This is a genomic window from Paenibacillus tarimensis, from assembly GCF_021532315.1.
Taxonomy (GTDB): domain Bacteria; phylum Bacillota; class Bacilli; order Paenibacillales; family Paenibacillaceae; genus Paenibacillus_I; species Paenibacillus_I tarimensis.
This window is the reverse complement of record NZ_JAKGAO010000012.1, coordinates 189,204-215,812: the sequence shown is the minus strand read 5'-3', so window position 1 is coordinate 215,812 and position 26,609 is coordinate 189,204. Positions and strand designations below refer to the sequence as shown.

The following is a 26,609-nucleotide window of genomic DNA, read 5'->3' as shown; positions in this document are numbered from 1 at the left end:
TATGGGCGTTCGTTTGACGAAGAAGGATGCATTTGTGGATACCGCGCTCCTGCAGTTTATTTTCCCCTTTTCAATTAAAGACGGTTTGAGGGATGAACTGAGGGCGGGACTGCTGGAGCGCGGTTATCAGCCCTTTACTCTGGGAGACCGTTCATTGGAGGATGCCTACTATGGCGCAGACTACCGCGTATCCCATCAGCAGCTGGAACGGTATTATCTTCCTTTTACCGGCAGTATATTATTTCCGGATTATCACAGCAATAGTGTCTTTCAACGCTTGTCCCGGGCTATTGAAGAGGATTACCAGCTGTCACTGGGCGAGAGGAGCATTCCGTTCTGTGTTCAATCGGTTGATGTCGTCATCTGTCCATTCGACCTCGGGTTTGTTACGACGCGCGTTTCTATCGAAGAGAAATTACCTTACAGCCTGGTTTTGGAGTTTGCAGACCGTTTCAGGGACTTGGAAGATATTAATTCGCGGGATAAGCATACCTCAGTCAGGCAAGGGGAGCATCGTTACGGACAAATGGAAGAATTTATATTCAAGAAGGTTGCGCCGGGAGTAATGCCTTATCTGGAGACCACGGATTTGGATGAAGCATATTATGAAACACTCCCTTATTTTGTTGACGAGCGCATGTTTGTGGTTATGTTTTGCAGGTTTGCTGAAGGATATGCTATTGATACGGTGGATATATACAGAGCCCTTCACTTGGATGGCATGGATGAGAGCGGTGAATCTGTCATCGGGTCCTCCAACCCAGACTTTATCAAACGCTACTGTGATCAGCATGTTTATGACAGATGGAGTCCGGGAACGGTGTACGGAGCTAATGAGCATACCTTCTGCTGTATGACAACCACTGAGGGGAAGCGGAAGCGCGAGCTTGCAGGGGGGATGTACGGGGAGCTTTATTACGGGCTGCTGCTCAGCCTCTTTCACAAAATCGTGCTGTTAAAGCTGTCAAACAACTACTCTACGATCCGTCTCGAAATTGATAAACAGATGGTGGAGAAATTAATTCGCGCGATAACGACGCTGTCGGCCAAGTACTATTTTCTGGAGGTCGCATCCCAGCTTAAGGGCAAGGAACTGTTCAAAATGATCCGGGCTAACTTTGGCATCCATGAGCTATATATTGAAGTGAAGGAAACGCTTGGAGAACTGTATGATTATCAGGACCGTACCAATGCGAAGACCCAGAATTACCTTCTAATGCTGCTTACTCTCTATACGGTTATTGGCGGTATTTATGGTATGAATCAGGTCATCGAAGATCTCGATGGTTCAATCAACTGGGCGGCAATGATGAAATATTCGCTCTTCGAGTATATTGCATTATTCGTAACAATGTCGGGGCTAGTAATTGGAATTGTGCTTGCTGTAGTCGTAACCAAACAATGGCTGTCCGACTACTTACGCAGGAGAAATTCACGAACCTAGGAAATCTTCCTCATCACACCCCGGTAGAGAGCTAAAGGGTTATGTTACTATAGTTCGTAGATGAAATTATTTACTTAGTACAAAGGTCTCCTTTACATTTTTTTTCAAACATTTTACAATTAAAGAAACTGATACGTATTGTATCTGTTTGAAAAATGACAGAGACAAAGAAGGTAGATTTTATGTCTTCTATTTTGAAGGAGTGGCTCGAACAGAAGAAGATCGAGGCGGTAAGAAAATACGAGGACTATGGCCCCCAGATCACGGATTATCATTTTGTATGGGATGACTGCACGGAAAGGTGGATATTTTACGTCGAGATTCTGCTGGAAAAACCATTTGTGCTTCCGTGGGTTGATGAGGAGAAGACCTATGTGATGAACGCCGCGTTCCCGGTTGATCCGGAGATGAATGATTTTGTACAGGTGTATTAGGACAGGTTATGCGATCAGAAGCATCCGCGACCCGGATGCGCCTCTGATCGTAGTCAGAAGATGAGGCATTACGGTGAAGGGTGGCATACGGGAATGCTGAGGTTCTCAGATATGGCACCTAAATTCATGGTTGACACTGAGAATGAATATCATTATTATATAGTCAACAGCTTGATTAGATGTTCTGCTTAAGGGGTGTCTGGATTGAAGACGATAAAGTACTGCTGCCGTAACGAACGACACGGGTCTAAGACAGTATATAAGACGCTTAAGAATGAGTTCCCGGATTTGAAGCAGAAGAAGAAGAGCTGCCTTGGATCCTGCAAGATGTGTCATAAGCAGTGCTTCGTCAAAATCGGCAAGCAGAATATGCTGTGTGCGCATACACCTGACGAGCTGTACGCAGAATTGAAGAAGCTGATTCAAGAAGGCAAGAAGCCGAAGAAAAGCAAGAGCAAATCGAAAGAGCGGGAGCTGCTGCCGGTATAGCTGGATCTAGCTGGTCCTGATCAGCTGCGGGCATTGTATTTCTGGTCCAGGTTCTGGTAAGCTAATTCTAGAATCATGGCGTGTGATTCATTCACGAACAGAAAGGTGTGCTGCAGAATGATTAATGATACTTTAAGCGAAGCGCTCAACGACCAGATGAACTTTGAATTTTACTCTGCGCAAGTGTACCTGGCCATGGCGGGATACTGCTCCGGTGAAAGCCTCGACGGGTTTGCCAACTTCTTTATTGTGCAGGCTGAAGAGGAACGATTTCATGCGATGAAGATTTATAAGTATCTTAATGACCGCGGTATTCGCGTCCAGATTACGGGAATGGATGATATACGCAATGATTACGGGTCGATACTTGAAGCCTTCGAGCATGCCTATGACCATGAGAAAATAGTGACCAAGCGCATATACCATCTGTCGGACCTCGCGATGAATGATCGTGAGCATGCGACGATCCAATTCCTGAAATGGTTTATTGATGAGCAGGTAGAGGAAGAATCGATGTTCGATAGTATTATTAATAAGCTAAAACGAATCGATAAAGACAGCAATGCTTTCTTTATGATGGACAATGATTTTGCACAACGCGTGTTCACGCCTCCCGCTGACTAATTCAGCTTCGGCCGTTAACATACCCTCAGCACAAGCCCTTCTGCCTGCAGGCAGAAGGGCTTGTGTGTTATAAAGACAGGAGATTCTTGCACTGGTGTGGTAAACGGTGGACATGTTCTGAAAAAGGGGCATAAAGCAGAAACTGACAGCATAGGATAAAAAATCACATTTCCGCGAGAAGCAGCAGGAGGCAGTTGGATGGGAATCTTATATGATATTGTGAATCAGAAGAAGGTAAGGCAGGGGCTGGAAAACAGTAAAGTCAGCAAGCCGGTAATCCGGACAGGCAGCACGTCTGCCCTCAAAGGGGAAGGCGGCACATCCGTCCGGCAGAAGGAAGTATTTGATGTTCTTGTAAAATGACAACTTAGGCTGCGGCATGCAGCCTGCGGTTAGCTTGAATGGTGAAGACAGAAGGGGCTGTTCCGGCAAGTCTACAGGACTTGCCGGAATGGCCCCTTTAGGTTGGACAGCCTCTTGTAGAGCAGTTTATCGCTGCTGAAGCTTCTCCAGCCAATCGGAGTCCACGGTGACAGGCTTGTCTGGGATTTTGGATACACGAAACGACCTGATTAGCTCTCGGGCATGAATCGGCTCAACCCGGTCGTGCAGCCCGCTAATGCTGGCTAATGCCCCTATGATATGTTCGGGAAGCACTCCCGCCTCTCTGAGCGCTCTCAGAGAGAGGGCTCCGCTGCGCTTGGCAAGCCGGCTGCCATCCGGTTCAACCAGCAGCGGAACATGCGTGAAGCTGGGCGGCTGATATCCGAGGGCCTCATACAGCAGAAGCTGTCTGGGCGTGGAATCGAGCAGGTCAGAGCCTCTGAGGACATCGGTGATCTGCATGGCAGCATCATCCATAACAACGGCCAGCTGGTAGCTGAATATTCCGTCCGCCCTTTTGATAATGAAATCTCCTCCTGAGCCGGCGCTGAAGGACTGCAGGCCAGCAGCCTGATCCTTATAGCTTATAGGACGATCAGGAATAGTGAAACGAAGAGACGGCGACTTTCTAGCTGCCTTGGCTGCTCGTTCATCATCTGTCAGCCCGCGGCAAATCCCCGGGTAGACTGGCCCTTCAGAAGACAGTCCGTGAGGAGCTCTAGCTATGGCATTAAGCTCTGCTCGGCTGCAATAACAGGGATAAAGGAGTCCCTGAGCCTGGAGCTTGGCTGCTGCTTGCTCATACAGTTCAAGGCGTTGGGATTGTGTGTAAGGCCCATAGGGACCGCCAATATCCGGTCCCTCGTCCCAATCCAGGCCGAGCCAGCGAAGGTCCTCCAGTATTTGCCTGGCGAGCGCCGGCTTAGAACGCGGCCTGTCAATATCCTCCATACGTATAATAAACTGTCCGTCGGCACTTCGTATCTGCAGCCAAGCGAGAAGTGCAGTCCGGGCATTGCCAATATGCATTTCACCAGATGGTGTCGGAGCAAATCGCCCGCGCGGCATTGAGTATCACCCCTGTAGAAAAAGAGCAGGGAAGCATCCCTGCTCATTACGGTTCGAGTTATGTAAGTGGCGGAGCTGACGGGATTCGAACCCGCGGTCTCCTGCGTGACAGGCAGGCATGTTAGGCCTCTACACCACAGCTCCTTGCACTTGGCAATGATAACATGACGGATAAGCAAGCGCAACGGTTTTATCGTAGATTAATATAGGCCATAAGGTTAAATCACCGGGAAACCGATTATAAATAAAGTAGAGAACCTGATTCAGGATATGGTAAAGATGGAGAGGAGGTCATGTATGGATAAGCTGTTCCGTATGAATTGGCAGCTTCGTGACGGCTGGTTCGTCTGGTGTGAGAACGTTCCACAGATTGAGCTGGCAGCTGTGCGGGAGGGCGGTCACGGATCCATTCTTCAGACATTGTTTCATATTATCGATATGGAACAAAGCTGGATGCGAAGCTTTGCCGGGCGGGCTGAGCATCATTTTCAGTATGAAGATTATTCGGATCTGGATGCCATCATGGCATTGTCGGATCGCTGCAGGCCATTTATCGAGGATGTAGTAACAGCATGGAGCCCCGAGAAGGATCTGGAGACGTTCTCCCTGTTTGGAGCAGACGGCAGACAGATCGAGACGACATGCGGCTATGCCATTCGTTATGTAGCCTCGCATGAAACGTATCATCTAGGACAGCTTTCCATCTGGGCAAGACAGCTGGGCTACGACCCGGTGGATATGTCACAGCTGCTGACTGACCCGCAAAGGCTGGGCAGATCCAGAGTGCAAACCCGATCGAGACAACGATAACAGTCTCCCAGCCGTTATATAGATTCAGTAGAGCTGAAAATGGGGTATACTGTTAATAACCATGCAATTCATCAGGAGGAAACATGATAAAATCCCATACGGCCGGAAGCTCCAGCGGAGAAGCCGAGGCGGCTGTTCACGGTTTGGACACGGACAAGCTTAATGAGATGAATGATACAGCCAGGCAGTACGGCATGCGTTCGGTGCTGATTATGAAGGATGGACGCAAGGTATGGGAGTGGCATGAGCAGGGAGCGGATCGTATCGGGTCTGTCTATTCCTGTACGAAGAGCGTTTTATCGGCCTTAATTGGCATTGCGCTGGATGAAGGCCGTATCCGCAGTGTCGATGACAGGGCCGTTGAATATTTGAATCTGCCGAACAGCTTTGACGGACATCCGGTTACAATTAAACAGCTGCTGACGATGACTCCCGGTTATGACTGGCCTGATTTTGATAAACCGTATAAAGAGATGAAGAAGGCAGACGATTGGGTTCAATATGTTCTGAACCGGCCTTTGGTTCATAATCCTGGTGAAGTATTTACTTATAACTCAGGAGGCTCTCATTTATTATCTGTTGTCTTAACCAGAGCGACCGGGAGGAGTACGCTTGCGTACGCGAGAGAGAAGCTGTTTGGCCCACTAGGCATCAGGCGCCTTAGATGGGGAGGGCAGCACGGCATTCAGGAAGGTGGTGCAGGCTTGTACCTGACAGCTGAGGATCTGGCCAAGCTGGGAATTCTGTATGTTAATCAAGGCGTCTGGGAAGGTAGTCGTCTGCTGTCCGCTGGCTGGATTAATGAGTCAACAAGACCTCATTCCAAGGGATTGGTCAACTATCGGCCCTCCATCTACGGTAACTATGGCTATCATTGGTGGGTGTCCGCTGAGCAGCCGGAAGAAGTGCCGGCCTATTATTTTGCTTTTGGGTATGGCGGGCAGTACATGGCGGTTGTGCCTGAATATAATACCGTTGTGGTGCTGCGTAAAAATCTTGCGGGACGCAATAAGGCGATCCTCTCCAGGCGGATTCTGCACGAATATATTTTTTCTTCGTTAACGGGCAAAACCTGCAACATTATTGAAGGGTGAATCGTCATATAAGTATAGAAGAAAACACATCCGTACAGACGCAGCAAATGAAGTGGGCTCGCAGGCGGTAGTCTTCTGAGGCAAAGATAAGACAGAAGGGCAAAGGGTGATTGGACATGAAAAAGATGGTTCTGCTGCTCGGCGTTATGGTTCTTAGTTTCCTGCAATTCAGTGCTGTAGACGCTAATCAGGGTGATAACGTTCCGGACGAGCATACGCAAACCTACTATATTCATAAGGTCAATCGTGAAGCTGGCGGACGCATGCTGATAACTGCGGAGCGGATTGAATGGTATGAGGGCGAGGAAGCAGATGCGAAGTTCCGGGAGATCGAACAGGATCCCGAGATGACCGAAGCCGTAAACGGTTATTATATTGTGGAAACTGGTGAAGGCAGCGTTACATTTGAGGTAGCGGATAACGCAGCATTCCTTATGCAGATCTATAACCGTACTGGCAAAATCGAAGAAGCGGATATCGTCTGGAATGAAGCCGTTACGGGTGAGAAATTTGCCAGCATTCTGGAATCAGATGAGGCTTGGAGTTTGAAGGATTACCCGTACCATATCACGTTCCGAAATGGTAAAGCAGTGAGAATTGTCCAGCAGTATCTGCCTTAGAACAGCATACTCAACAGATAAGGCTGTCTCAATTACCGGAGGGTTCCCGGTCTGAGACAGCCTTGTTTAATGCTGAAATACTTATTTGTTATCTGCAAGAATGTTACACTGCATGGATTTTCTTCGAGCCGGCAAGCTTGCGGAGCTCAGCCTTAATACGTTCCTTAAGCTCGGCGTCTGCACTAAACTGGACGCCGTATAAATACCGATCCTGTTCTTGCAGCTGCCAACGAACATCACCGGATACGAGCAATGGCCCTTCCTCAGAAAACGGAAAATCAATCATCAGCTTCACGTGATTAATCTCGACGCGCAGATCCAGCTGAGCTGCCAGCTTGCAGCCGCTCTTATGAATATCGATTAAATCCGCTCGTGCATGTCTGGATTCAATAACTTTACCGTTGATTTCACTAATTTGGAACAGGCAGCTCTCTGGTGTAGTGAACTGGTAGCGAAAAGGCTCTTGTCTGCGACTAGCTGTCATGCCTACCTCCAATAGTAATATATAACTAATAGTATACTAGGTAATGGTCACCTTGACAATTTAAGATTTAGCAGGCTCTAGTGAGGATGATCGAATGCCGCTGTGGCAAGATTGTTCTGAAGGTTAAACGGATTTTATCTGAATTTCAGCTTTTATTAAGGAAAAATGCTCTAATTCATGGTAAAGTGTAAAATAGATTGGGCATAGATGAAAGGGGTAACGATAACACAATGACGGACAAGCTGCAAGGAAGTACAGAAGAATTGGCAAATATACAGGCTTCCGGGGGGGAAGTTAAGGGTAAGGGGAACAAGAAAGGGCCCAGCGGTGGTATGATTTTATCCTATGTACTGGCTGTCATGCTGGTAGGAGCCATCGTCCAGCCGCCATTTGCCAGCAGTGCAGAGGAAAAGTCAGCAGTAGTCGCAACGGTTAACGGTGTGGCTATAAGCAAGCAGGATCTGTATGACAAGCTGGTGGAGCAGGAGACTACAAGGGCTCTGCTTGACAATATGATCAGTGAGGAGCTTATTCGTCAGGATCTGGAAGGAGCGGGTGTTACGGCTTCTGAAGATGAGATTAATGCCGAGCTAGATAAGATTAAGCAGAACTTTCCGACGGAAGAAGATTTTCAACTGGCACTCGAACAGAACAATCTGACACTGGAAGCTCTTAAGAAGCAGATTGAAACCCAGGTGAAGATCGATAATATGCTGTCTGCAAAGGTGCAGGTGACAGATGCTCAGGTTGAGGAACATTTTGAGGCAAATAAGTCTTCCTATGATCTGCCTGAACGTGTGAAGGCTTCCCATATCCTGGTTGAGACCAGGGAAGAAGCAGATGATCTGCTGGCTCAGCTGGAAGGCGGAGCTGACTTCGCATCTCTTGCAGTCGAGCATTCCTTGGATACGAACTCTGCCCGGCAGGGCGGCGATTTGGATTATTTCCCTAGAGGCATGATGGACCCGGGCTTTGAAGAAACGGCTTTTAATCTGCCGGTTGGCTCTATGGATATTGCCCAATCAAGCTACGGTTATCATATCATCCATGTAACCGATCATCAGCAGCCTAAGGAAGCGACACTGGAGGAAAACAAGGAACAGATTCGGGAGCAGCTAGAAACCGAGCAGCTTTCCGTTTTAACGAACGAGTGGTACTCTAATCTCCAAGCAAATGCCAAGATCGTGAATCATTTGAATTCAACTGAGGATGCAGCTGCAGCCGAGGGTGACACTGAAGCGGCTCACTGATTAATAGCGCGATAGCTAATAAAAAAGAGAATCCCCAGCGTGCAGGGGGTTCTCTTCTTTAATTAAGGGGGTGGAACGGATGAAGATTGTGATAACGGGCGATACGCATATGCCAAGAAGCGCCAAGCAGCTGCCCTCGCGCCTGATTGATGAGCTTCGGGTTGCGGAGCTGATCATACATACAGGGGATTGGTGCTCGCTTGAGGTTGTTGAGATGCTGGAGGCGTATGCCCCTGTCAAAGGTGTGAAGGGGAATAACGATGGTCACGATATTTTCATGCGGTATCCATCGAGGAGCACTGTAGAGGCAGATGGATTCCGGTTAGGCGTGGTTCATGGCGATGGGACTAAGGGTTCCACGGCTTCCCGGGCTTGCGCCGCCTTCGCGGAAGATAACGTGGATGCCATTATCTTCGGTCATTCTCATATTCCTCTTCATGACATTAAGAACGGGGTACACCTGTTTAATCCGGGCTCTCCGACAGATAAGCGAAAGCAGTCCCGATTTTCATTTGGCGTACTCGAAACAAGGGACTGTGCAGGATCAAGGATTCTTAACTTCAGGCATATTTATTATGATTCCAAGCTCTAAGGACGGGGAGCTGCAGAAAGCACATTCGTGGGCGTAAGAGGCGGATGTGTTCTTTTTGCGTATAATGATCCAGGTCAGTTAGCGCTCGATCACATTGTTTTCGGAAATAACTGAAAATTCTTGTATCAAAACGGATACAAGTTGATTATAATAAAATTGTAAAGAATGCGCTTACATTATGTGTCTCTTGTGGAGGTGCGCAGCTAATGAACGAAACGAAATATCGCAAACAGGCGTTGAATTCTTGGGAAGCGGAGAAAACGCAGACAGTCTTGGAAATAAAATCTGACTTGATTTTCTGGAACAGGAGGCTGCATAAAGCGGTTAGTCAAATTGCCGGGTGGCTGGAGGAATTACAGACGCGGATGAGAAGAAGAACTTCCTGAAGAAAGAACATAAAATAAACAGGCGGCTGGAATGTCGATTAGCATTCCAGCCGCCTGCTTTATTTAGTTTAGTGAGAGCCTGTCGAATGCAAACCGATCTTATCGATGAGATTCTGGCTCTCCTTGTTAAGCCCTTCGATTGTTACCGTCTTGCCGTTATCCTTATATTTGGCAATTACCTTGGCGATCGCAGTCACAGCTGAATGATCCCAAACATGAGAGTGAGTGAAATCCAGGACGATATACTCCGGATCGTCGCTGTAGTCAAACAGCTCGGCGAACTTCATCATCGTACCGAAGAAGAGCTGGCCGGTAATGGTGTATCTTGCGGCCCCATTGGCTTGAATGACCCGGGAACTGTGGATCTTGGCGCTTCTCCATGCGAAGATGAGGGCACTTAGAATGACACCGGCAATAACACCCTTGGATAAGTCATGTGTGGCTACTACTATGGCTACTGTAACGACCATAACGAGCGAATCGGCTACTGGTATTCTCCGCATGCTAGTAAGGGATTGCCAGTCAAAGGTTCCGATGGATACCATGAACATAACGCCAACGAGTGCAGCCATCGGAATTTGTTTAACTACATCCCCCAGTACCATGATCAAGAACAGAAGGAATACACCTGCTACAAGTGTTGAAAGGCGTGTTCGTCCTCCAGATTTAACATTAATAACGGATTGTCCAATCATTGCACAGCCAGCCATGCCGCCGAAGAAGCCGGTAATAAAGTTAGCGATGCCCTGGCCTTTAATTTCACGATTCTTGTCACTGCCGGTATCGGTCATCTCATCTACTATTGTGGCAGTAAGCAGAGACTCCAGTATACCGACGATCGCTAGTGAAAGCGCGTATGGAAAAATAATGACGAGCGTCTCCCATGTCCACAGAACAGCCGGGATATGGAAGACTGGCGGCAGATTGGACAAATCTCCCATGTTGCCGACCGTATTCACATTAAGTCCCATCGCGATCACGATAATGGATACCGCGATAATCGCTGCGAGCGCAGAAGGTATGGCCTTCGTAAACCGTGGAAGGATATAGATAATCGCAAGCGTGAGCGCGACCAGACCGTACATAACCCAGCCCTGGCCTTCAAAGTGGGTAAGCTGAGCCATGAAAATCAGAATGGCGAGCGCATTAACAAAACCGGTAATAACAGAATGGGGAATGAATGTTACGATTTTTCCAAGCTTTAACCAGCCTAATATAACCTGAATCACACCGGTCAGGATGGTGGCGGCAAACAGGTATTCCACACCGTGCTCCCTGACAAGTGTCACCATTAGCAGGGCCATGGCACCAGTGGCGGCCGAAATCATCCCTGGACGCCCGCCGGTAAATGCAATCACGACAGCGATACAGAAGGATGCATACAGTCCGACCATCGGATTGACACCAGCGATGATCGAGAATGCGATTGCTTCTGGAATAAGGGCAAGCGCGACGGTAATACCCGACAGAATATCCCCGCGGGTATTGGTAAACCAATGCTTATGAAGTTGTTGAAACACGAATAAGTTCCTCCTTGTTGTTCTTGCTAATGTAATATACCGCTGATAAGTGACTTTCCACTCTCAGGAAAGTCGGGGCCGATGTGTGCTAAACGGCATTATACAGGAAGTTGGCCGACAACTCTAGTGGTCAAAAAAGTCACTAATCCCAGTATAACAGATGGTTTTCTTAAAATATCTCCGGATATCTTCGTTATTTATTAAGTTTCACAGTCTATGATGAAAGATGCAGAGAGTCAAACGGCTGTGTTAAACTTATTTCATCATTAAAGGAGTATACAATATCACTTTAGAGGAGCAGCTGGTGCAGATGAGACGAAAGCAGTTCTTTCTGGTTGTTTTATTGTTTCTTGCTTTTGTAGGAATTAATTATTACATCGGGTGGAACGGCAGTGCTTTTCTGGAAGTGGCTGCTCACGGCTTTCCGATATGGATGTTTTGGATTATGTACTGGTTATTTGCAACAGCTTACCTGATTGGCCGCTCTGGCATTATAAAAGGACCGGCAGCCAGGCTGTTAAAGGTGATTGGGTCGTTCTATTTCGCCATACTGGAATTCGCTGTGCTGCTTCTCCCGCTAACTAATCTTGGATACCTTGCGGCAGCGCATTGGGGTTTAGACAAAGTTACATACATTAAAGCCGCCGGGTGGTCGATAGTCGGCATATTAATGCTGCTGCTCGCCCGGGGCTGGTGGAACGCAACCCGGCCTGTTGTCAGAAATTATGAGCTGTCCATACCAAAGAAGTCTGAAGGAGCGCAGCAGCTTACCATCGTTATGGCTTCAGACATCCATTTAGGCAATGTGGTCGGGAACCGGCATTTGTCCAAGCTGGTAAAGGCAGCCGAGCGGATCCATCCCGATCTTATTCTTCTGCCAGGCGATATTATCGACGATGTCATCGAGCCTTTTGTCCGCAACCGTATGGCAGATACAATGTGCAAGCTGCAGGCTGCAGCCCGATATGGTGCCTATGCTATTCTTGGCAACCATGAATATTACGGCGGCCATGCCGATGAATATGTGAAGCGTATGGGGGATATTGGAATTCGTGTGCTGCGTGATGAGACGGTGACCGTGGATGGATGGTTCCATATCGCAGGACGCAAGGATAAGACGGCGGAAAGCGCGGAGCCGGACGGGCGCAAGACTGTGGAACAGCTGCTGGCTGAGATCGACAAAACGAAACCTGTACTGCTTATGGATCACCAGCCATATGCCTTCAACAAGGCTGCAGCTGCGGGAGCGGACCTGCTGCTTTGCGGACACACGCACCGCGGACAGTTTGCGCCCAATCATCTGATTACCAAACGGCTCTTTGAGCTTGATTGGGGATATATGATGAAGGAGAACATGCATGTGATCGTATCATCAGGCTTTGGAACGTGGGGACCTCCGGTCCGCCTGGCAAGCCGGTCAGAAATTATCTCCATTACCTTGAAATTTTCCGGCTGATTGAATGAATCGTTCGAAATATTGTGACAAACCGTATGTCAAAACCGGTTGTGCAAGCGATCAAAAATGACTAATCTAGATAGAGGATTGCTGAATCATGGTTGGGGGGATCATATTGGACAAGCAAAAGGAACGCAATTGGGTTCTGACCATATTCGGATTTTCGATTATACTGGTCGGGATTATTACGGTACTGTTCTTCCTGCCGGGTTACGAAGGCGAGGTTGGATTTGACGTAACTATTCTTCCGCTGCTGAATGCGATTTATAATTGCTTCACGTTTACCTTTCTTATTATCGCTCTTGCAGCTATTAAACGACGCAATATAGCGGTGCATAGAACCTTTATACTTGCGGCCTTTACAACGACTGCTCTATTCCTGATCTGTTATGTTATCTATCATTTCCTGACAGAACCAACGAAGTTTGGCGGCAGTGAAGTGATGCGCTATGTGTATTTCTTCATTCTGGTTACCCATATCCTGCTGGCTATCATTAACGTGCCGCTTGCTCTTTTGTCCATCGTATGGGGCTATACAAACAATATTAGCAAGCACCGCAAGATTAGCCGCTGGACAATGCCCGTTTGGCTGTATGTCAGCTGTACCGGGGTTATTGTGTATCTGTTGATCTCTCCTTATTATTAAGTTCTGTAATGAGATAAGAAGCTGACAGCGTTCATTTTTGCAAAAGGGTTTACCTTTGCGAAAATGAGCGCTGTTATCTTTTATGGCAGACGTTACGCAGAAATTTGAAGCGGGGAATAAAATGACATACAATAGGATTGCAGAACCTATAGAAAAAGGAAGGATGATGCATGGTGGCAGAATGGAAGGAAATTACGACGCTTGATGAATGGGAGCAGTTGAAGCAACAATCTGCCGAGCGTCAGGTACTTCTGTTGAAGCACAGTACCCGCTGTCCGGTTAGCACCAGTGCACTGGAGGAGTATGAAAGCTATTTGGCGGGAAATCCGAACGCAAATACGGATTATTATTTAGTTAAGGTTATCGAATCTCGTCCTGTTTCAAATCAGGTAGCCGAGGATCTTGGTGTGACGCATGCCTCACCGCAAATCATTCTGTTCAAGGATGGAAAATCGGTCTGGAATACGTCCCACTGGTCAGTTACCAACAAGCATATTACCGCGGTACTCGACTAATCCGGCAGAGGCGCACAGCGTTTAAGCCTAACACTAATGAAAAAAAGCTGTTCCCTGTCGAGTGATCAATCAGGGAACAGCCTATGTGGTCATATATGTTAAGCAATATCAGCTTGTACAGACAGCCGATACGCTTGCAGGGAATGCTCCACAATCGTATCAAATAGCTGTCCAGCTGCAAGACCGAGAATCTCTCTTGCATACCGCCAGGCGTTTTCTTCGATGCGTAAGGCAATTAAGTTATGCTCCATCTCGCTGAAGGCAGAATCGAGCCGGTCCGAAAGCTCCGTGAGCTCATGGTCCTCCGCGTGACCAAGCTCATGAGCGAATATAATGGTGATGTATTCATCAAGCTGTTCAAGAGAGCCGAGAAGGCTGCTGCATTGTTCCTCAATTTCCTTCAGATACAAGGTAATCGAATGGTCGCTCATCTTGTATTTACCGCCCACATTGCGATTATCCGGAAAATAATTCTCGACGTTTAATCTTACGCTGCTTCCCGACAGCTTGATAAGCGCTGTAATACGGCTCATCGATACTTCGCTTAACATGTCATTCCCCGTTTCTAGATGTCTTTATAGTAGTTGACACTTACTCACGGCCAGAAAGTTGCTGATTGAACTGTTTAACTAACGGGATATTTGGGTAGACCCTACACAATATACCACTAAAGAGTTCCGTGTACAATAATATGGTAACAAAAAGAGCGTACTGTTTGGCAGCACGCTTGTCTTATCGCCAGCTTAGATCAGGCGATCATATAAATATCGAACTCACCGATGTCGTTGAGTACTAAAGGTACGGTTAAGGCCTCCATCTTGTGGAAAGCAGAGTCAGCCTGAACGATATCCGGCGGTGTTATATCGACAGCAATTCCTTCGTTGGACAGCATGGTGCTTGCGTTGCCGCTGATCATATTACCGAGCTCCGCAATCGCGCTCATGCACATGTCATCCAGCTCAGAAACCGGATAGCCCCCCATCATGGAAGATACGATCTTCATCGCTACATCCTGTGGAAAGCAAAACACCACATCTCCTTTGATCTGACCGATAATGCCAATCCTGAGCATCAGAAACTCGCTGCCTTGAATAGGTTTCAGCACGACTTGTCCGACGGAAGGTTTAACCTGAATCATCGTCTCAATGACGTGAACAGAAGACGCCAGGAATGGATTAATGTATTGTGCATTCATGTGCAAAGCCTCCAAGTGAGAAAATATAAAAGCCGCTGGCCATTTCCGGTGCGGCTTGTTGACGGTGCGCTCCCGCAATTCGGCAGCCCGGCGACCCTGGGAGCTGGTGCAATTCTTCTCCGTTAGGCCCGTAGCTTTGCGTCCCAGACTTTCGACTGGTTTGCGATTATCGTTGCTGATATATTCATTTGCAGCAAAAGTCCCATCAAAATAGTTCTTTATACCTCATCTTAACACAAGGATACGACAAATGTCATTGATAATTTTGTAAAATTATCCCGTACGCCTTGATACATAGGTAGTCGTGCGCCATTAACAATGTCGTGACAATCTCTTAGCTAAAATACCAAAAACAGCGTAGTCTTGTTGATCCCCCTTTTGAACGGCTCTACAATGAGGGCACTCCAATAAGGATGTAACGTGTAGGAGCATAGGAGCATTTGGCTTATTGTCTAAGGAGGAGTATGGAATGCAGAACAGAATGCCCCAGGTGCGGCAGGCGATGGTGGCTGCCCCTCATTATATAGCCAGCGCAGTAGGCGCCTCTATTCTCCATAAGGGAGGAAACGCATTTGATGCTTCCATCGCGGTCAGTGCAGCGCTTGGTGTTGTATATCCTCATATGACTGGACTGGGCGGCGATTCATTCTTCCTCATGTATGAAGCTTCCACGGGGGAGTATACCGGTTTTAATGGAAGCGGACGGTCCGGGAGGAAGGCAGTCCCGGATTGGTATACAGACAGAGGGATGAGCCGGATCCCCATGCGGGGAATCGAGAGTGTTGTTACCGTGCCCGGAATGGCGGATTCATGGTGGGAAATATGGTCCCGCTACGGAAAGCTGCCTTGGGAGGGGGTGCTCGAGCCTGCAATCCGGTACGCAGAGGACGGATTTCCGGTTTCTGAAAATTTGGCGGAATGGCTAAGGAAGGATGAGGGTCTTATTCTCTCAGACAGTAATATGAGAACAATCTATTCGAAGGAAGGACGAATTATTCAGGCATCCGAGCACCTGCTGCAGAAGGGGCTTGCCCAGTCGCTGCGGTATATCCAACGAGAGGGAGGGAGGGCGTTTTACGAAGGGGAGCTCATGGAGCGGATTATAAGTGCCTTGGGGCGGGATGGCGGTCTGTTGACGGAGGAGGATTTTCGGGGTCATCGGGGTGAATGGGTGAAGCCGATAAGCACTGTATACCGTGGCAGGACAGTCTATCAGATGCCGCCGAACTCTCAGGGCTTCAGTTTGCTCATGATGCTGAATATGCTTGAAAATACCGAGCTGGCACAGATCCCCCGCCGCTCAGCTGCCTTTTATCATGTGATGACTGAAGTGATAAAGAAGGCGTTCTATGACCGGGACGCTTACTTGACGGACCCCGATTTCCGCGAGATTCCGCTCGAGAGGCTGCTGTCCAGAGAATATGCTGAGCAGCTGTGGAAGAAGGTGCGCCTGCTGCCGCCGCAAGCAGACCCGTTCCTCTCTCAAGCGAGCGGCCAGGACACGGCCTATGCGGCTGTGGTGGATGATGAAGGAAACGCTGTTTCGTTCATCCAGAGCTTATATTTTGATTTCGGTTCGGCTTACATGGCAGGCGATACCGGTATTATCATGCAAAACAGAGGCTCTTATTTCTCACTCAAGCCAGCCTCTCCGAATATTTTGGAGCCGAACAAACGCTGTTTCCATACGCTCATGCCTGGGATGGTTGCGGAACAAGGGCGCCCATGCCTTCTTCTGGGAACGCAAGGGGGTGAAGGGCAGCCGCAGACCCAGCTGTCGGTGCTGACTGGCGTCATCGACTACGGATTGACGGCCCAAGAAGCGGTGTCGCTGCCGCGATGGGTTTACGGAAGGACCTGGGGAGAGGACAGCGACACGCTGAAGCTGGAAGGAAGATGCGGCAGAGAAACGGCCGCTGAGCTAAGCGGCATCGGGCATCAGGTTGAAGTGCTTCGCGAATGGGATGGGGCAATGGGGCAGGCACAGGCGATCAGCATCAGCCGGGACGGTGTTATCAGTGGAGCGGCGGATCCCAGGGGAGACGGATCAGTAATAGGCTGGTAGAGAGGGAGGAGTGAGCGGATTGAAGCTCTGGGATTTGTTTTTGGCCTTCGGCACGGCAACGATGCTTGGATACGGAGGAGGCCCTGCTATTATACCGCTGTACGAGCATCAGGTAGTGACGCGTTATGAGTGGATGGATACGGAAGAGTTTGGTAAAGCGCTTGCTTTCGGCAATGCTCTCCCGGGACCGATAGCGACCAAGCTTGCGGCTTATATAGGGTTTAAGGTGGCAGGCTATGCCGGTTCGGCTGTTGCATTGACAGCTGTCGTCCTGCCTACAGCTATCATAATGATCCTGCTAGCGGGTGTGATGCTGAAGCTCTCGAATAACCCTCTAATCAGGGGAATGATCCGGGGAATACAACCGGTTATCTTTGTGATGATGGCTATGCTGGCTTATGATTTTGTGAAATATGCGGTTCAGCCGATTGCAGGACCGGTGCCTTTCCTGCCGCTGGTTATCGCAGCGGGCTTCTTTGTACTGGTTCATTATTATCAGATTAATGCTGTATGGGGAATCGTCGCTGCCCTTATTGTAGGGGCTCTGTTCATGAGGGGAGGCTGACGCAGCTTTAATGAATGATCGCTTGTTAATTGTTATATTATCTAACATCGGCATTGATTTCTGAATATTTCGGATTTACAATGTTAGGTAATCTAACACACAAGCGATGCGGACAGTGAAGTCCGTCATTCACCGGAGGGAACGCCATGAATATGACAGTCGAGCAGGCCATGAATGTATATCCGTTATCAGAAGGAAAGCTGATCGCGGGAGAGGCGGGGAAGAACCGCATTGTTAAAGCGGTGAATGTGATGGATGCGCCGGATATTACAGATTGGGTCAAAGAGGGGGAGATGCTCTTTACCACGGCCTATCTTATTAAAGACCGCCCTTCCGATGCGGCACAGCTTCTATCCAAGCTGAATCAATGCGGATCCGCAGCACTTGGGATCAAGCTTGGCCGGTTCTGGGAGAGTGTTCCTTCTGAGCTGATTGCGATAGCTGATGACCTGGGCTTTCCCCTAATAGAACTCCCCTACCAATTCACATTCTCTGACCAGATGAACGGTTTATTCCGTGAAGAGATGAAGCGGAGCACAGGCGCGCTGCAGCTGCTGCTGGATAAGCAAGTCAGGCTGATGCGGTTTGCTTTACATTTTGACCATATCAGAGACTTGTTTGAAGCGGTCGAGGAGGTTGTGGGTGATAGGATGGCGGTGATTGGATCCCGCGGACAGATGCTGTACAACACATCGGGGATTGCCGATGAGGCGCTGCTCGATAAAAGGCCTTGGTCGCTGAGCCACCAATGGATGAAGCACGGCGGCTGGCAGGCATTCCGGGTTCCGCTGATGAGACAATCGCAGTGCACCGGCTTCGTGCTGTTCTTCAATTCCGGGCCGTTCCACACGACGATTGAAGAAAGTCTATATATGCAAGCGGCTGAGCTGATCGCCTTTCATATGAATGTAAATTATGAGGATTATTTCGAGATGTCCGTTCAACGGGACTTTGGATTGCTGGTAAAGCGCTGTATCAAGAATGGTCTTCCTGTTGAAACGCTGCAGGAGTATGCGGAGAGATGGGAGCTGGATATATTTGCTCAGCCTTACCGGTGCGTTCTCACGGACTGCGGCCATGTCGATAACCCTGTGGAGCGTGCAGGACGGCTGGAGGAGCTGAAGCTTGATTTGCTAGCTCATACACGTGTTCAACAGCTGAAGGGAATCCATATTGTACTGGATGAGGGGGTTCTGTCCCTGTTCCCGGACACCGGAACGGCTGGTGGTGAAAGAATCGGAGAAGCGCTGGAGGCGTGTTTTGCAGGAAAGAAGCCAGTGAGAGAAGCGGGGCTTCGCTCTGTGGTAAGCGGGCGCAGGAAGACGGCGGCCGGTCTGCTGGAGGCTTATGAGGAGTGTCTGGAATGCCGCAGATTGTCTGTGGACTGGGGTATAGAAGAGCGTATTGTTAAGTATGACACAATGGATCTTGGTTATGTGTTTGAGCGAGTGCCGTTGGAGCGGATGCAGATGTTTTGTGAAAGGTGGCTTGGCGGTCTTCTCGGGAAGGACCCGGATTATGCACAGGAGATGCTGCGTACGCTGGAAACCTATCTCGAATGTGATGGTCAGTTGAACGAGACGGCCAAGAAGCTGTACATTCACCGCAACACTGCAACATACCGGATTGAGAAGCTTGGGGAACTGCTGGATGTGGATTTCAAGAGAGTGAATGACTTGCTCAGGCTCAAGATCGCATTCATGTTCCGAAGAATACTTGCCAGGGAACGGCTTTCTGGCTGTACCCGGTAAAGGCGGGAAATATCGGGAGGTTCGCATATGGGGACGCTGCTTATAAGGGACGCAGTTATCGTTACAATGAACGAGCAGGATGAGATTATCCGCGGGGATGTGCTCATAGAAGGGAATAAAATTGCCAAGATCGGCAGTGACTTGGCTGCAACGGCAGACCGGATTATAGAAGCCGGGGGCAGGGTGCTGTTACCCGGATTTGTGCAAACGCATATTCATCTCTGTCAAACGTTGTTTCGCGGGCGCGCGGATGACCTGGAGCTGATTGACTGGCTTCGTGAACGCGTATGGCCGCTTGAGGCGGCACATAACGAAGAATCCGTTTATTATTCAGCGCTTCTCGGTATAGGCGAGCTTATTCGCAGCGGGACCACCACAATATTGGATATGGAGACTGTCCATCACACGGAGGCGGCATTCCAGGCAATTGCAGAGGGAGGGATCCGCGCTCTGTCGGGCAAGGTGATGATGGATCATGGATCGGAGGTGCCGCCAGCTCTTCAGGAGAACACGCAGCAATCCTTAAAGGAAAGTGTTGAGCTGCTTGAGAAGTGGCATGGTGCGGAAGGCGGTCGCATAGAGTATGCCTTTTGCCCGAGGTTTGTGGTGTCTTGTACGGAAGAGCTGCTGATGGGGGTTAGGGATTTATCCAGGCAGTACGGGGTGAAGGTTCATACGCACGCTTCGGAGAACAGGGGAGAGATTGCGATTGTTGAGGCCGAGAGGGGGATGCGGAATGTGGTCTATCTCGATCATATCGGCCTAGCAAGTCCTGACTTGATTCTGGCGCACAGCATATGGCTAAACGACGAGGAAAAGCGTATCATCCGTGAACGCGGGGTAAAGGTTACGCATTGTCCCGGCTCTAACCTGAAGCTTGCTTCGGGCATCGCGGAAATACCGGAGCTCATGAGCTTGGGCGTGCCGGTAGGTATTGGAGCTGACGGAGCGCCCTGCAACAATAATCTGGATATGTTCCAGGAAATGCGGCTGACCGCTTATATTCAGAAGGTGAAGCATGGACCTACTGTCATGAATGCGAGAACGGTGCTTCGCATGGCAACCATGGGAGGGGCCAGGGTACTGGGGATGGAAGACAGGATCGGCAGTGTGGAAGCTGGCAAGCTGGCGGATCTGCAGCTTCTGGACCTGGAGGATTATCATGTTTATCCCTCCTATGATGCAGATTGGTATTCGAGAATTGTATATGCGGCGACCCGCGGAGATGTCGATACCGTCATTATAGACGGACGAGTGGTTATGGAAGGCGGAAATATCCGGACAATTGAGCGTTCGAGTGTACTCAAGGGAGCTGATCGTAGTCTTAAGCAGCTGCTTGAGCGAATATGAGAAGGAGGCGGCCGCATGGATGAGCTTAACGTGCTTGAATGTGCAGCCGGCTTACAGCAACCGGCGGTGATGGCGACGATTGTTCGGGCAGTTGGACATTCCTATCGGAAGGAAGGGGCCAGCATGCTGCTTCTGCAAGGCGGCAGCCGTGCTGGCAGCATTAGTCCCGGTTGTCTGGAACAGGATCTCCAGGAGAGGGTGCAGACTATTCTGGCGGCTGGAAAACCTTGTCATGTCGTATATAATATGGACCCGGTTGAGGACGCGTTATGGGGAGAGGCTGTTGGCTGCGGCGGTGCTCTTACTGTTCTGCTTGAACCGGTTGCCGGTGAGTTGCACAGCCGGTTGCAGCGGGCGTTTGATGTTGTGAGCAAGGGTGTGCCAGTAAGGCTGATGCGGCGTAGTAGTGAGCAAGCGGGTGACATTTGTTACTCGCTTGCCATAGGGGGACCAGCTCTGCGGAACTCTCCTGCTGACTTGGGCAGGGGGGGAGGGGTGACGCAGGGCATGCCTCTTCTTGATACATTGTGGATGCCGAAGGAACGGTTGATCATCTTTGGTGGTGGTGAGGACACGGTACCGGTAAGTGAGGCGGCTGTGCGGATCGGCTTTCGTGTCATTACCGCTGACTGGAGAGAGGGTGTGCTGCAGGCGCGCCGGGCCAGGGGAGAAGAGGTGATTGCCGGTTCGGCCCGCGATATCGTCTTGGCGCTTGAAATACGTCCGACCGATTACATCCTGATTTGCAGTCATAATCTTGCAAGGGATAAGGAGATGCTGGCTGAGGTGCTTAAGCGGAATCCGCAGTACATCGGTCTGCTAGGCTCTGCCAAGAGAGTAGGTTTGCTGCTGGATGGCTTGATGGTACGCCACCAGGTTATCCACGCGCCGGTTGGCCTGTTAATAGGAGCAGAAGGAGCGGAGGAAATTGCGGTCAGTATTGCGGCGGAGCTGGTTTCCGTTCGTTCGGCTATGCGCAGCTCAATGCGGAAAGGGGTGGAGCGGAGTGAAGGCGGGAGGATTATATCTGGCGGCAGGCTCAGCACGAAGAATGGGTTTATCCAAGCTGCACGCTGATCTATCGGCCGGCCTGCCGCTAGGCTCTCTGGCGCTAAGGGAGTTGTCAGAGAGGTGGCAGGGTCCGGTGGCTGTGGTCGTCAAGCCTGAAGATGACAGGAAGTGGATTCCACAAATAAGGAAGGGGCAAGTTGTGGTCGTAGAGTGTGCGGATGCTGCTGGCGGGATCGGCCATTCTGTACGGGCGGGGATGAAAGGTCTGCTGGATTTGCAGGAGGCTCAAGGCCTCGAAGCCGTCCTGGTGATGCTGGCGGATCAGCCATTCATTCAGAGGGATACGCTTCAGCGTTACCTGGATGAGCTGGACGCCGATCCAGCCCGGGACTATGTTGCGGGCTGCTACCAGGGCCGGCTGATGCCTCCAGTGCTTTGGAGCAGGCGGTGTTTCCCGGAGCTTATGAAGCTTCGCGGAGACGAGGGTGCCAGAAAGTTGATGCATTCGGGCAGATGGAACGGAAGCAGAGTGGAACTGGACGAGGCGGAGGCCTTCGACGTGGATACTCCAGAGCAGCTTGAAGAAGCCCGTGCTTGGTGGGCGGCAGGTAGAGGGTGGGGTTGCAGGAATAATGGAAGATGAGTAGATTAAATTTTTTTGACTTTTTAACGTCACATATAAGTGATAAAACTTAACCTAATTTGGCGAAACAGTGCTTTAAACACAATGAAACAGTGCTTTTTTATATATCCGGACAATATAATGTCAGGAAAGTTGACTCATACATCCTTAGAACATATAGTAAATCAATATTAAATCCTGTCATACCGGCAGCCCGGTGTTGACCACATCTATGCCAGTCACTCGTTGACAGGCTCGAACAGGATTTATAAAGCCAGCAGGTAAATACGAGGTTCTGCGAGGCTTCCCATACTGGAGTGGAGCGCGGCGGTACAGCTACAAGCGATAAGAAGGGGAGGGGAGTTAACATGCAGGAATACCGTACATCATCCCCGGCTGTCTGGTATCCGAACGATATTGCAGAGGCCTGGCGGATGAAAGAGATGTTCGCCGCTGACGGCCAGTATATCGCTGGGGGCACACTGCTCCGCACTTGGTGGGAATCCGGTACGGCTGTACAGCCTCGCCATCTGATCAGCCTGAACCGCATCCCTGGCTTATCAGACATTACGCTTCATGAGCAGTATCTGATAATCGGCTCTCAAACATCGCTTTCAGAAATCCGGTATAACATTGCAGCAGCCCTGCATGCCCCGCTGCTCGTGGAAGCATGCAAGGTCATTGCGGCTCCGCCGGTCAGGAATCTTGCGACGATTGGCGGCAATATCAGCAGCAGGGTGGGGGATTCACTGCCTGCTCTTCTGGCGCATCATGCCGACTTGTTGTGGTTTAACGGCAGTCAGACAGAGGCCGTACCTCTCGAAATATGGCTCGCAGAAGCGGGAACGGACACAGATGCAGCTGCGCTGCTCACGCATATACGAATACCTCTTCTGGATGTACGTCTGGAGTCTGCAGAACCAGATTGCGTTTGTGAAGGGGAGTGTACGTGCCGAGGCGAAGCAGCTGCGTCCTTGGGAACTAGAATAAAGCGGTTGTCTGCTTATGATAAAGTCGGCCGACGAGAGATCTTTACACCTTCGGTCGTTACCACTTCTGTATCGGGTCAGGTCTCGGATGGCGGCAGGCTGGCAAATATCCGGATTGCTGCAGGCGGAGGCCAGACGCCGCCTTCCCGGCTGCGGAACTCAGAAGCTGTTCTGGAAGGACGAATGCTTGGAGATGCCGGGCTGCTGTTTGCCTTATATGAAGCGGTGTACACCGAGTTTGAACCTGTAGGGGATGTTTTTGCGGGAGCGGAATACCGCCGGCTGACTGCCGCAGGTCTGCTGTCTGCAGCCGTATGGAAGTCAGCGAAGGAGATGGGCTGGGGGGAGGAGTTAACATGCTGTTGAACCGCAAGAACAGCGGAGAACGCTGGCGTATCCGTCCTGATGGCCCAGGCAAGGTGACAGGAGCCATGGAATATCTAACGGATATGGCGCTCCCCGGCATGCTGGTTGGTCTTGTACTCCGAAGCCCATATCCCCATGCGGCCATCCGTAGTATTCACGTGGACCAAGCACGCAAGCAGCCCGGCGTGCGCGCCGTACTGACCCATGCTGATATGCCGGGCCTTAATGCTTATGGCATTGCAATTCAGGACCAGCCGGTCTTATGCCATGACCGTGTTCGCTATGTAGGAGATGCAGTCGCAGCCGTGGCGGCCGAAACTCTGGAGCAGGCTGAGAGGGCGCTGGCGGCTATCGAGGTGGATTATGAGCAGCTGCCTGTCCTGGACAGTCCGGCGAAAGCGCTGGCGGAAGATGCTGATCTTCTTCATCCGCACGGCAATGTTTTGCACCGTAATGCTTATAAGACAGGGGATGTGGAGCAGGCTTTCGCGAATTGCGCGCACATTGTAGAGGAGACCTACTGTACGCCAAGGCAGATGCATACGTACATGGAGACGGAGGGCGGGCTGTTCGTCCCGGAGACGGATGGTCGGCTGACTGTATATGCGCCCACCCAGCATGGCTTCATGGACCGGCTGCAGCTGTCACGAATTCTTGCTATGCCGCAGGGAGACATCCGAGTGGTATCCAGTCCGATCGGCGGTTCATTTGGCGGTAAGGATGAGTTGAACATACAGCCTTACGGAGCCCTGCTCGCTATGAAGACCGGCTATCCTGTTAGGATTCATAACTCTCGCTGGGAATCTGTACGGGCCGGGCTTAAGCGGCATCCGATGGTCATTACAATGCGCACCGGTGTAGATGAAGAAGGGCATCTGATTGCCCATCAAGTAAGGGTGACGGCGGATACCGGTCCTTATGCCACGTTAGGCGCAGAGGTATTGAACTTTGCGACCGAACATGTCACTGGCCCCTACCAATATGCGAACGTAGACGTGGAAAGCCTGTCGGTATTCACCAATAACGGCATGTCGGGCGAATTTCGGGGCTTTGGCGGCAATCAGGCGATCTTCGCGCTGGAAGGCCAGATGGACCGGTTGGCTGAATGCCTGGGCATGGACCCGTGGATGTTTCGCAGGCTGAATTTGAGGGCTGCTGATGATCCTGGACCTTTCGGGCAGCCAATTGTTCGTACAGACGGTGCAGAGCAGGTATGGAGGGCTCTTCACGATAGCCGGCTCTGGAGGGAAAGGCAGGCGGCTATTGAACGCAAGCCGTCTATTGCCTGCATGCCAACCGGCAATCCGCCAACCGGCTTGAGAGACTGTTATCAGGGGAATTCAGAATCAAAGCTTCCGTGGCTGAAGGAAGGGATTGGGGCAGCTTACGTCATGCATGGCGCCGGTCTGGGTGTAGGCATACCTGATCCTGCCGGCGGGAGGCTGCAGCTGGCCCAAGATGGCAGGATAGAAGCTTTGTTCGGCTATGAGGAGTTCGGCCAGGGGCTGATTGCCACCCTGGAGCTTATGCTGATCGAGACGTTCGGACTCGCGGCGGAGGATATCCGTATACGGATTGGAGATACGGATGTTGTCCCGGACAGCGGCTCCAGTACGGCTTCAAGAGCCACGAGCATGATGTGGAAAGCTGTCCAAAACATGCGCATGCCGTTCATGTCGGCCTTGCTGGAGGCGGCAGGCAGGCTGCTGCACCGGAATCCCGGGCAGCTGCACATGGGCAGAGGAGGGATTTATGGCCGGGCGGACCATGGGGGAGCAGAACAGAAGCTTCTGCTGCCATACCGGGCGCTCGCTGCCGCCACAGAAGAGCCGTTAACGGCGGAAACGAGGTTCAGTTACCCGGTCTCGCCCGTCGATAGGGTGGGTGCACATTTTTTGTACACCTATGCGGCGGTTGCGGTGAAAGTGGAGGTGAATACCCTCACAGGGAGAGTGCGGGTTATAGATCAATTTCATACTGTAGCAGCCGGCCCGGTGATGAACCCGCAGGGTTATCTGGGGCAGATTGAAGGAGGCAGCAGCATGGCTCTCGGCTTTACCCTGACTGAGGATGCCATCATGTCAGGCGGCCATTACGTTACCCGCAATTTGGATACGTATCTTGTGCCCACCATTGCTGAACAGACCGGTCAAGTTGATGTTCTTCCAATTGAGGATTTACCGCCTGGGGATTCGCATGGTCCACGGGGAATCGGGGAGATCGGCTCAGTCGGTCTGGCCCCCGCCATTGCGGCAGCTGTTAGACAGGCGGTTGGCAAGTGGGTGTGCAAGCTTCCTATCGATCCGGCAGAGCTCCAGGAACGCCCTTATTTTACACAGAAGGCGGTGGCTGTACATGAGTAAGGAACAAGCAGCCGAGCGACTTACGGCACCAGTAACAGAGCTGCATGTCAATGGAAACCGTGTGACAGTCTGTGCCGAGCCCTCCAAGCGTCTGCTTCATGTGCTGCGCGATGACCTGCTTCTGACGGGGACGAAACGATCCTGTGAAATAGGCCGCTGCGGGGCCTGTATGGTACTGCTGGATGGCAGGCCTGTCAACGCTTGTCTGGCCATGCTGTACCAATGCAGCGGAAGCGCAGTGATAACAGTTGAAGGTGTGGCACCGCAAAAATCCGGGGAGCTGGATCCGATTCAGCAAGCTTTTCTTGAGGAGGGCGGATACCAGTGCGGGTACTGTACGCCGGGTATGGTGATATCTGTCAAAGCGCTGCTTGATTTCAGTCCTGAGCCGACTGACGCTGAGATAGTAGAAGCATTATCAGGCAACATATGCCGCTGTACAGGCTACGGAGGTATCTTGCGAGCGGTGCGCCGTGCGGTAGAGCTTAGGAGGGCGGAAAGGTCATAGTTGTATGA

At 50.5% G+C, this 26,609-nt stretch carries 28 protein-coding genes, 1 tRNA gene and 1 riboswitch; of the genes, 23 read left to right on the top strand and 6 right to left on the bottom strand.

The features are described from left to right. Nucleotide 1: 1 nt before the first annotated feature. The 5 genes from L1N82_RS14165 to L1N82_RS14145 all read left to right on the top strand — a co-directional run bounded on the left by L1N82_RS14165 (nucleotide 2) and on the right by L1N82_RS14145 (nucleotide 3,354). The gene (locus L1N82_RS14165) at nucleotides 2–1,444 is read left to right on the top strand and encodes a hypothetical protein (protein WP_235288088.1); all 1,443 of its coding nucleotides are present in this window, start codon (nucleotides 2–4) and stop codon (nucleotides 1,442–1,444) included. 155 nt (nucleotides 1,445–1,599) lie between these two features. Beyond that, nucleotides 1,600–1,878 carry a hypothetical protein gene (locus tag L1N82_RS14160; protein WP_235288087.1) on the top strand — a complete coding sequence of 93 codons (279 nt, stop codon included), beginning with the start codon at nucleotides 1,600–1,602 and terminating at the stop codon, nucleotides 1,876–1,878. 204 nt (nucleotides 1,879–2,082) lie between these two features. Beyond that, nucleotides 2,083–2,367, top strand: a complete 285-nt coding sequence (locus L1N82_RS14155; RefSeq protein WP_235288086.1) for a DUF1450 domain-containing protein — start codon at nucleotides 2,083–2,085, stop codon at nucleotides 2,365–2,367. Between the two features lie 120 nt (nucleotides 2,368–2,487). Further along, nucleotides 2,488–2,991, top strand: coding sequence for a ferritin (locus L1N82_RS14150; protein WP_328284488.1), 504 nt, complete (start codon nucleotides 2,488–2,490; stop codon nucleotides 2,989–2,991). A 198-nt stretch (nucleotides 2,992–3,189) separates the two neighbouring features. Continuing rightward, complete coding sequence (locus tag L1N82_RS14145; protein ID WP_235288084.1) at nucleotides 3,190–3,354, top strand: hypothetical protein; 165 nt, start codon at nucleotides 3,190–3,192, stop codon at nucleotides 3,352–3,354. Between the two features lie 126 nt (nucleotides 3,355–3,480). Here L1N82_RS14145 and gluQRS read toward each other — a convergent pair whose 3' ends face one another. Next, a complete protein-coding gene (gluQRS, locus tag L1N82_RS14140; RefSeq protein WP_235288083.1) occupies nucleotides 3,481–4,443 on the bottom strand; it encodes a tRNA glutamyl-Q(34) synthetase GluQRS in 963 nt (320 codons plus the stop codon). Between the two features lie 67 nt (nucleotides 4,444–4,510). Then, nucleotides 4,511–4,587: transfer RNA gene (locus L1N82_RS14135), tRNA-Asp, on the bottom strand. Between the two features lie 153 nt (nucleotides 4,588–4,740). Here L1N82_RS14135 and L1N82_RS14130 point away from each other — a divergent pair. The 3 genes from L1N82_RS14130 (at nucleotide 4,741) to L1N82_RS14120 (ending at nucleotide 6,967) form a co-directional block, all read left to right on the top strand. Continuing rightward, nucleotides 4,741–5,253, top strand: coding sequence for a DinB family protein (locus L1N82_RS14130; protein WP_235288082.1), 513 nt, complete (start codon nucleotides 4,741–4,743; stop codon nucleotides 5,251–5,253). An 83-nt stretch (nucleotides 5,254–5,336) separates the two neighbouring features. After that, nucleotides 5,337–6,347 (top strand): serine hydrolase domain-containing protein, encoded by a 1,011-nt coding sequence (locus L1N82_RS14125; protein WP_235288081.1) that lies wholly within the window; start codon nucleotides 5,337–5,339, stop codon nucleotides 6,345–6,347. A gap of 116 nt (nucleotides 6,348–6,463) precedes the next feature. Continuing rightward, complete coding sequence (locus tag L1N82_RS14120) at nucleotides 6,464–6,967, top strand: hypothetical protein (RefSeq protein ID WP_235288080.1); 504 nt, start codon at nucleotides 6,464–6,466, stop codon at nucleotides 6,965–6,967. A 103-nt stretch (nucleotides 6,968–7,070) separates the two neighbouring features. Here L1N82_RS14120 and L1N82_RS14115 read toward each other — a convergent pair whose 3' ends face one another. Then, a complete protein-coding gene (locus L1N82_RS14115; RefSeq protein ID WP_235288079.1) occupies nucleotides 7,071–7,451 on the bottom strand; it encodes a PilZ domain-containing protein in 381 nt (126 codons plus the stop codon). 230 nt (nucleotides 7,452–7,681) lie between these two features. Between L1N82_RS14115 and L1N82_RS14110 the strand changes: the two genes are divergently transcribed. The 3 genes from L1N82_RS14110 to L1N82_RS14100 all read left to right on the top strand — a co-directional run bounded on the left by L1N82_RS14110 (nucleotide 7,682) and on the right by L1N82_RS14100 (nucleotide 9,679). Then, nucleotides 7,682–8,701, top strand: coding sequence for a peptidylprolyl isomerase (locus L1N82_RS14110; protein ID WP_235288078.1), 1,020 nt, complete (start codon nucleotides 7,682–7,684; stop codon nucleotides 8,699–8,701). Between the two features lie 79 nt (nucleotides 8,702–8,780). Beyond that, nucleotides 8,781–9,293, top strand: a complete 513-nt coding sequence (locus tag L1N82_RS14105) for a metallophosphoesterase family protein (RefSeq protein WP_235288077.1) — start codon at nucleotides 8,781–8,783, stop codon at nucleotides 9,291–9,293. Between the two features lie 206 nt (nucleotides 9,294–9,499). Next, nucleotides 9,500–9,679 (top strand): hypothetical protein, encoded by a 180-nt coding sequence (locus L1N82_RS14100; RefSeq protein ID WP_235288076.1) that lies wholly within the window; start codon nucleotides 9,500–9,502, stop codon nucleotides 9,677–9,679. Nucleotides 9,680–9,747: 68 nt separating this feature from the next. Here L1N82_RS14100 and L1N82_RS14095 read toward each other — a convergent pair whose 3' ends face one another. Then, entirely contained in the window at nucleotides 9,748–11,199 is a 1,452-nt protein-coding gene (locus L1N82_RS14095) for a SulP family inorganic anion transporter (RefSeq protein ID WP_235288075.1), read from the bottom strand. Between the two features lie 310 nt (nucleotides 11,200–11,509). Between L1N82_RS14095 and L1N82_RS14090 the strand changes: the two genes are divergently transcribed. The 3 genes from L1N82_RS14090 to ytxJ all read left to right on the top strand — a co-directional run bounded on the left by L1N82_RS14090 (nucleotide 11,510) and on the right by ytxJ (nucleotide 13,816). Further along, nucleotides 11,510–12,655 carry a metallophosphoesterase gene (locus L1N82_RS14090; RefSeq protein WP_235288074.1) on the top strand — a complete coding sequence of 382 codons (1,146 nt, stop codon included), beginning with the start codon at nucleotides 11,510–11,512 and terminating at the stop codon, nucleotides 12,653–12,655. A 109-nt stretch (nucleotides 12,656–12,764) separates the two neighbouring features. Further along, the gene (locus L1N82_RS14085) at nucleotides 12,765–13,301 is read left to right on the top strand and encodes a DUF420 domain-containing protein (protein ID WP_407946760.1); all 537 of its coding nucleotides are present in this window, start codon (nucleotides 12,765–12,767) and stop codon (nucleotides 13,299–13,301) included. Between the two features lie 173 nt (nucleotides 13,302–13,474). Continuing rightward, nucleotides 13,475–13,816, top strand: coding sequence for a bacillithiol system redox-active protein YtxJ (gene ytxJ / locus L1N82_RS14080; RefSeq protein WP_235288072.1), 342 nt, complete (start codon nucleotides 13,475–13,477; stop codon nucleotides 13,814–13,816). A 98-nt stretch (nucleotides 13,817–13,914) separates the two neighbouring features. On the opposite strand, the gene L1N82_RS14075 is transcribed toward ytxJ, so the two are convergent. Then, entirely contained in the window at nucleotides 13,915–14,349 is a 435-nt protein-coding gene (locus L1N82_RS14075) for a hypothetical protein (RefSeq protein WP_235288071.1), read from the bottom strand. 215 nt (nucleotides 14,350–14,564) lie between these two features. Beyond that, nucleotides 14,565–15,011, bottom strand: coding sequence for a chemotaxis protein CheX (locus L1N82_RS14070; protein ID WP_235288070.1), 447 nt, complete (start codon nucleotides 15,009–15,011; stop codon nucleotides 14,565–14,567). Between the two features lie 78 nt (nucleotides 15,012–15,089). Further along, nucleotides 15,090–15,186, bottom strand: a riboswitch (cyclic di-GMP riboswitch). A gap of 294 nt (nucleotides 15,187–15,480) precedes the next feature. Between L1N82_RS14070 and ggt the strand changes: the two genes are divergently transcribed. The 9 genes from ggt to L1N82_RS14025 all read left to right on the top strand — a co-directional run bounded on the left by ggt (nucleotide 15,481) and on the right by L1N82_RS14025 (nucleotide 26,601). Then, on the top strand, nucleotides 15,481–17,076 hold the full coding sequence (ggt, locus tag L1N82_RS14065; protein WP_235288069.1) for a gamma-glutamyltransferase: 1,596 nt from the start codon (nucleotides 15,481–15,483) through the stop codon (nucleotides 17,074–17,076). A gap of 10 nt (nucleotides 17,077–17,086) precedes the next feature. Continuing rightward, on the top strand, nucleotides 17,087–17,641 hold the full coding sequence (locus L1N82_RS14060) for a chromate transporter (RefSeq protein WP_235288068.1): 555 nt from the start codon (nucleotides 17,087–17,089) through the stop codon (nucleotides 17,639–17,641). Nucleotides 17,642–17,787: 146 nt separating this feature from the next. Beyond that, the gene (locus tag L1N82_RS14055; protein ID WP_235288067.1) at nucleotides 17,788–19,392 is read left to right on the top strand and encodes a PucR family transcriptional regulator; all 1,605 of its coding nucleotides are present in this window, start codon (nucleotides 17,788–17,790) and stop codon (nucleotides 19,390–19,392) included. A 27-nt stretch (nucleotides 19,393–19,419) separates the two neighbouring features. Continuing rightward, entirely contained in the window at nucleotides 19,420–20,742 is a 1,323-nt protein-coding gene (locus tag L1N82_RS14050) for a 5'-deoxyadenosine deaminase (protein WP_235288066.1), read from the top strand. A gap of 15 nt (nucleotides 20,743–20,757) precedes the next feature. After that, nucleotides 20,758–21,819 carry an XdhC family protein gene (locus L1N82_RS14045; protein WP_235288065.1) on the top strand — a complete coding sequence of 354 codons (1,062 nt, stop codon included), beginning with the start codon at nucleotides 20,758–20,760 and terminating at the stop codon, nucleotides 21,817–21,819. After that, the gene (locus L1N82_RS14040; protein WP_235288064.1) at nucleotides 21,794–22,396 is read left to right on the top strand and encodes a nucleotidyltransferase family protein; all 603 of its coding nucleotides are present in this window, start codon (nucleotides 21,794–21,796) and stop codon (nucleotides 22,394–22,396) included. The genes L1N82_RS14045 and L1N82_RS14040 overlap by 26 nt, the downstream gene beginning before the upstream one ends. Before the next feature lie 347 nt (nucleotides 22,397–22,743). After that, nucleotides 22,744–23,730: an FAD binding domain-containing protein gene (locus tag L1N82_RS14035; protein ID WP_235288063.1), complete on the top strand. Its 987-nt coding sequence runs from the start codon at nucleotides 22,744–22,746 to the stop codon at nucleotides 23,728–23,730. Continuing rightward, nucleotides 23,721–26,093: a xanthine dehydrogenase subunit D gene (gene pucD / locus L1N82_RS14030; protein WP_235288062.1), complete on the top strand. Its 2,373-nt coding sequence runs from the start codon at nucleotides 23,721–23,723 to the stop codon at nucleotides 26,091–26,093. The genes L1N82_RS14035 and pucD overlap by 10 nt, the downstream gene beginning before the upstream one ends. Beyond that, entirely contained in the window at nucleotides 26,086–26,601 is a 516-nt protein-coding gene (locus L1N82_RS14025; RefSeq protein ID WP_235288061.1) for a (2Fe-2S)-binding protein, read from the top strand. Before pucD ends, L1N82_RS14025 begins: the two co-directional genes overlap by 8 nt. The last annotated feature ends 8 nt before the right edge of the window (nucleotides 26,602–26,609 follow it).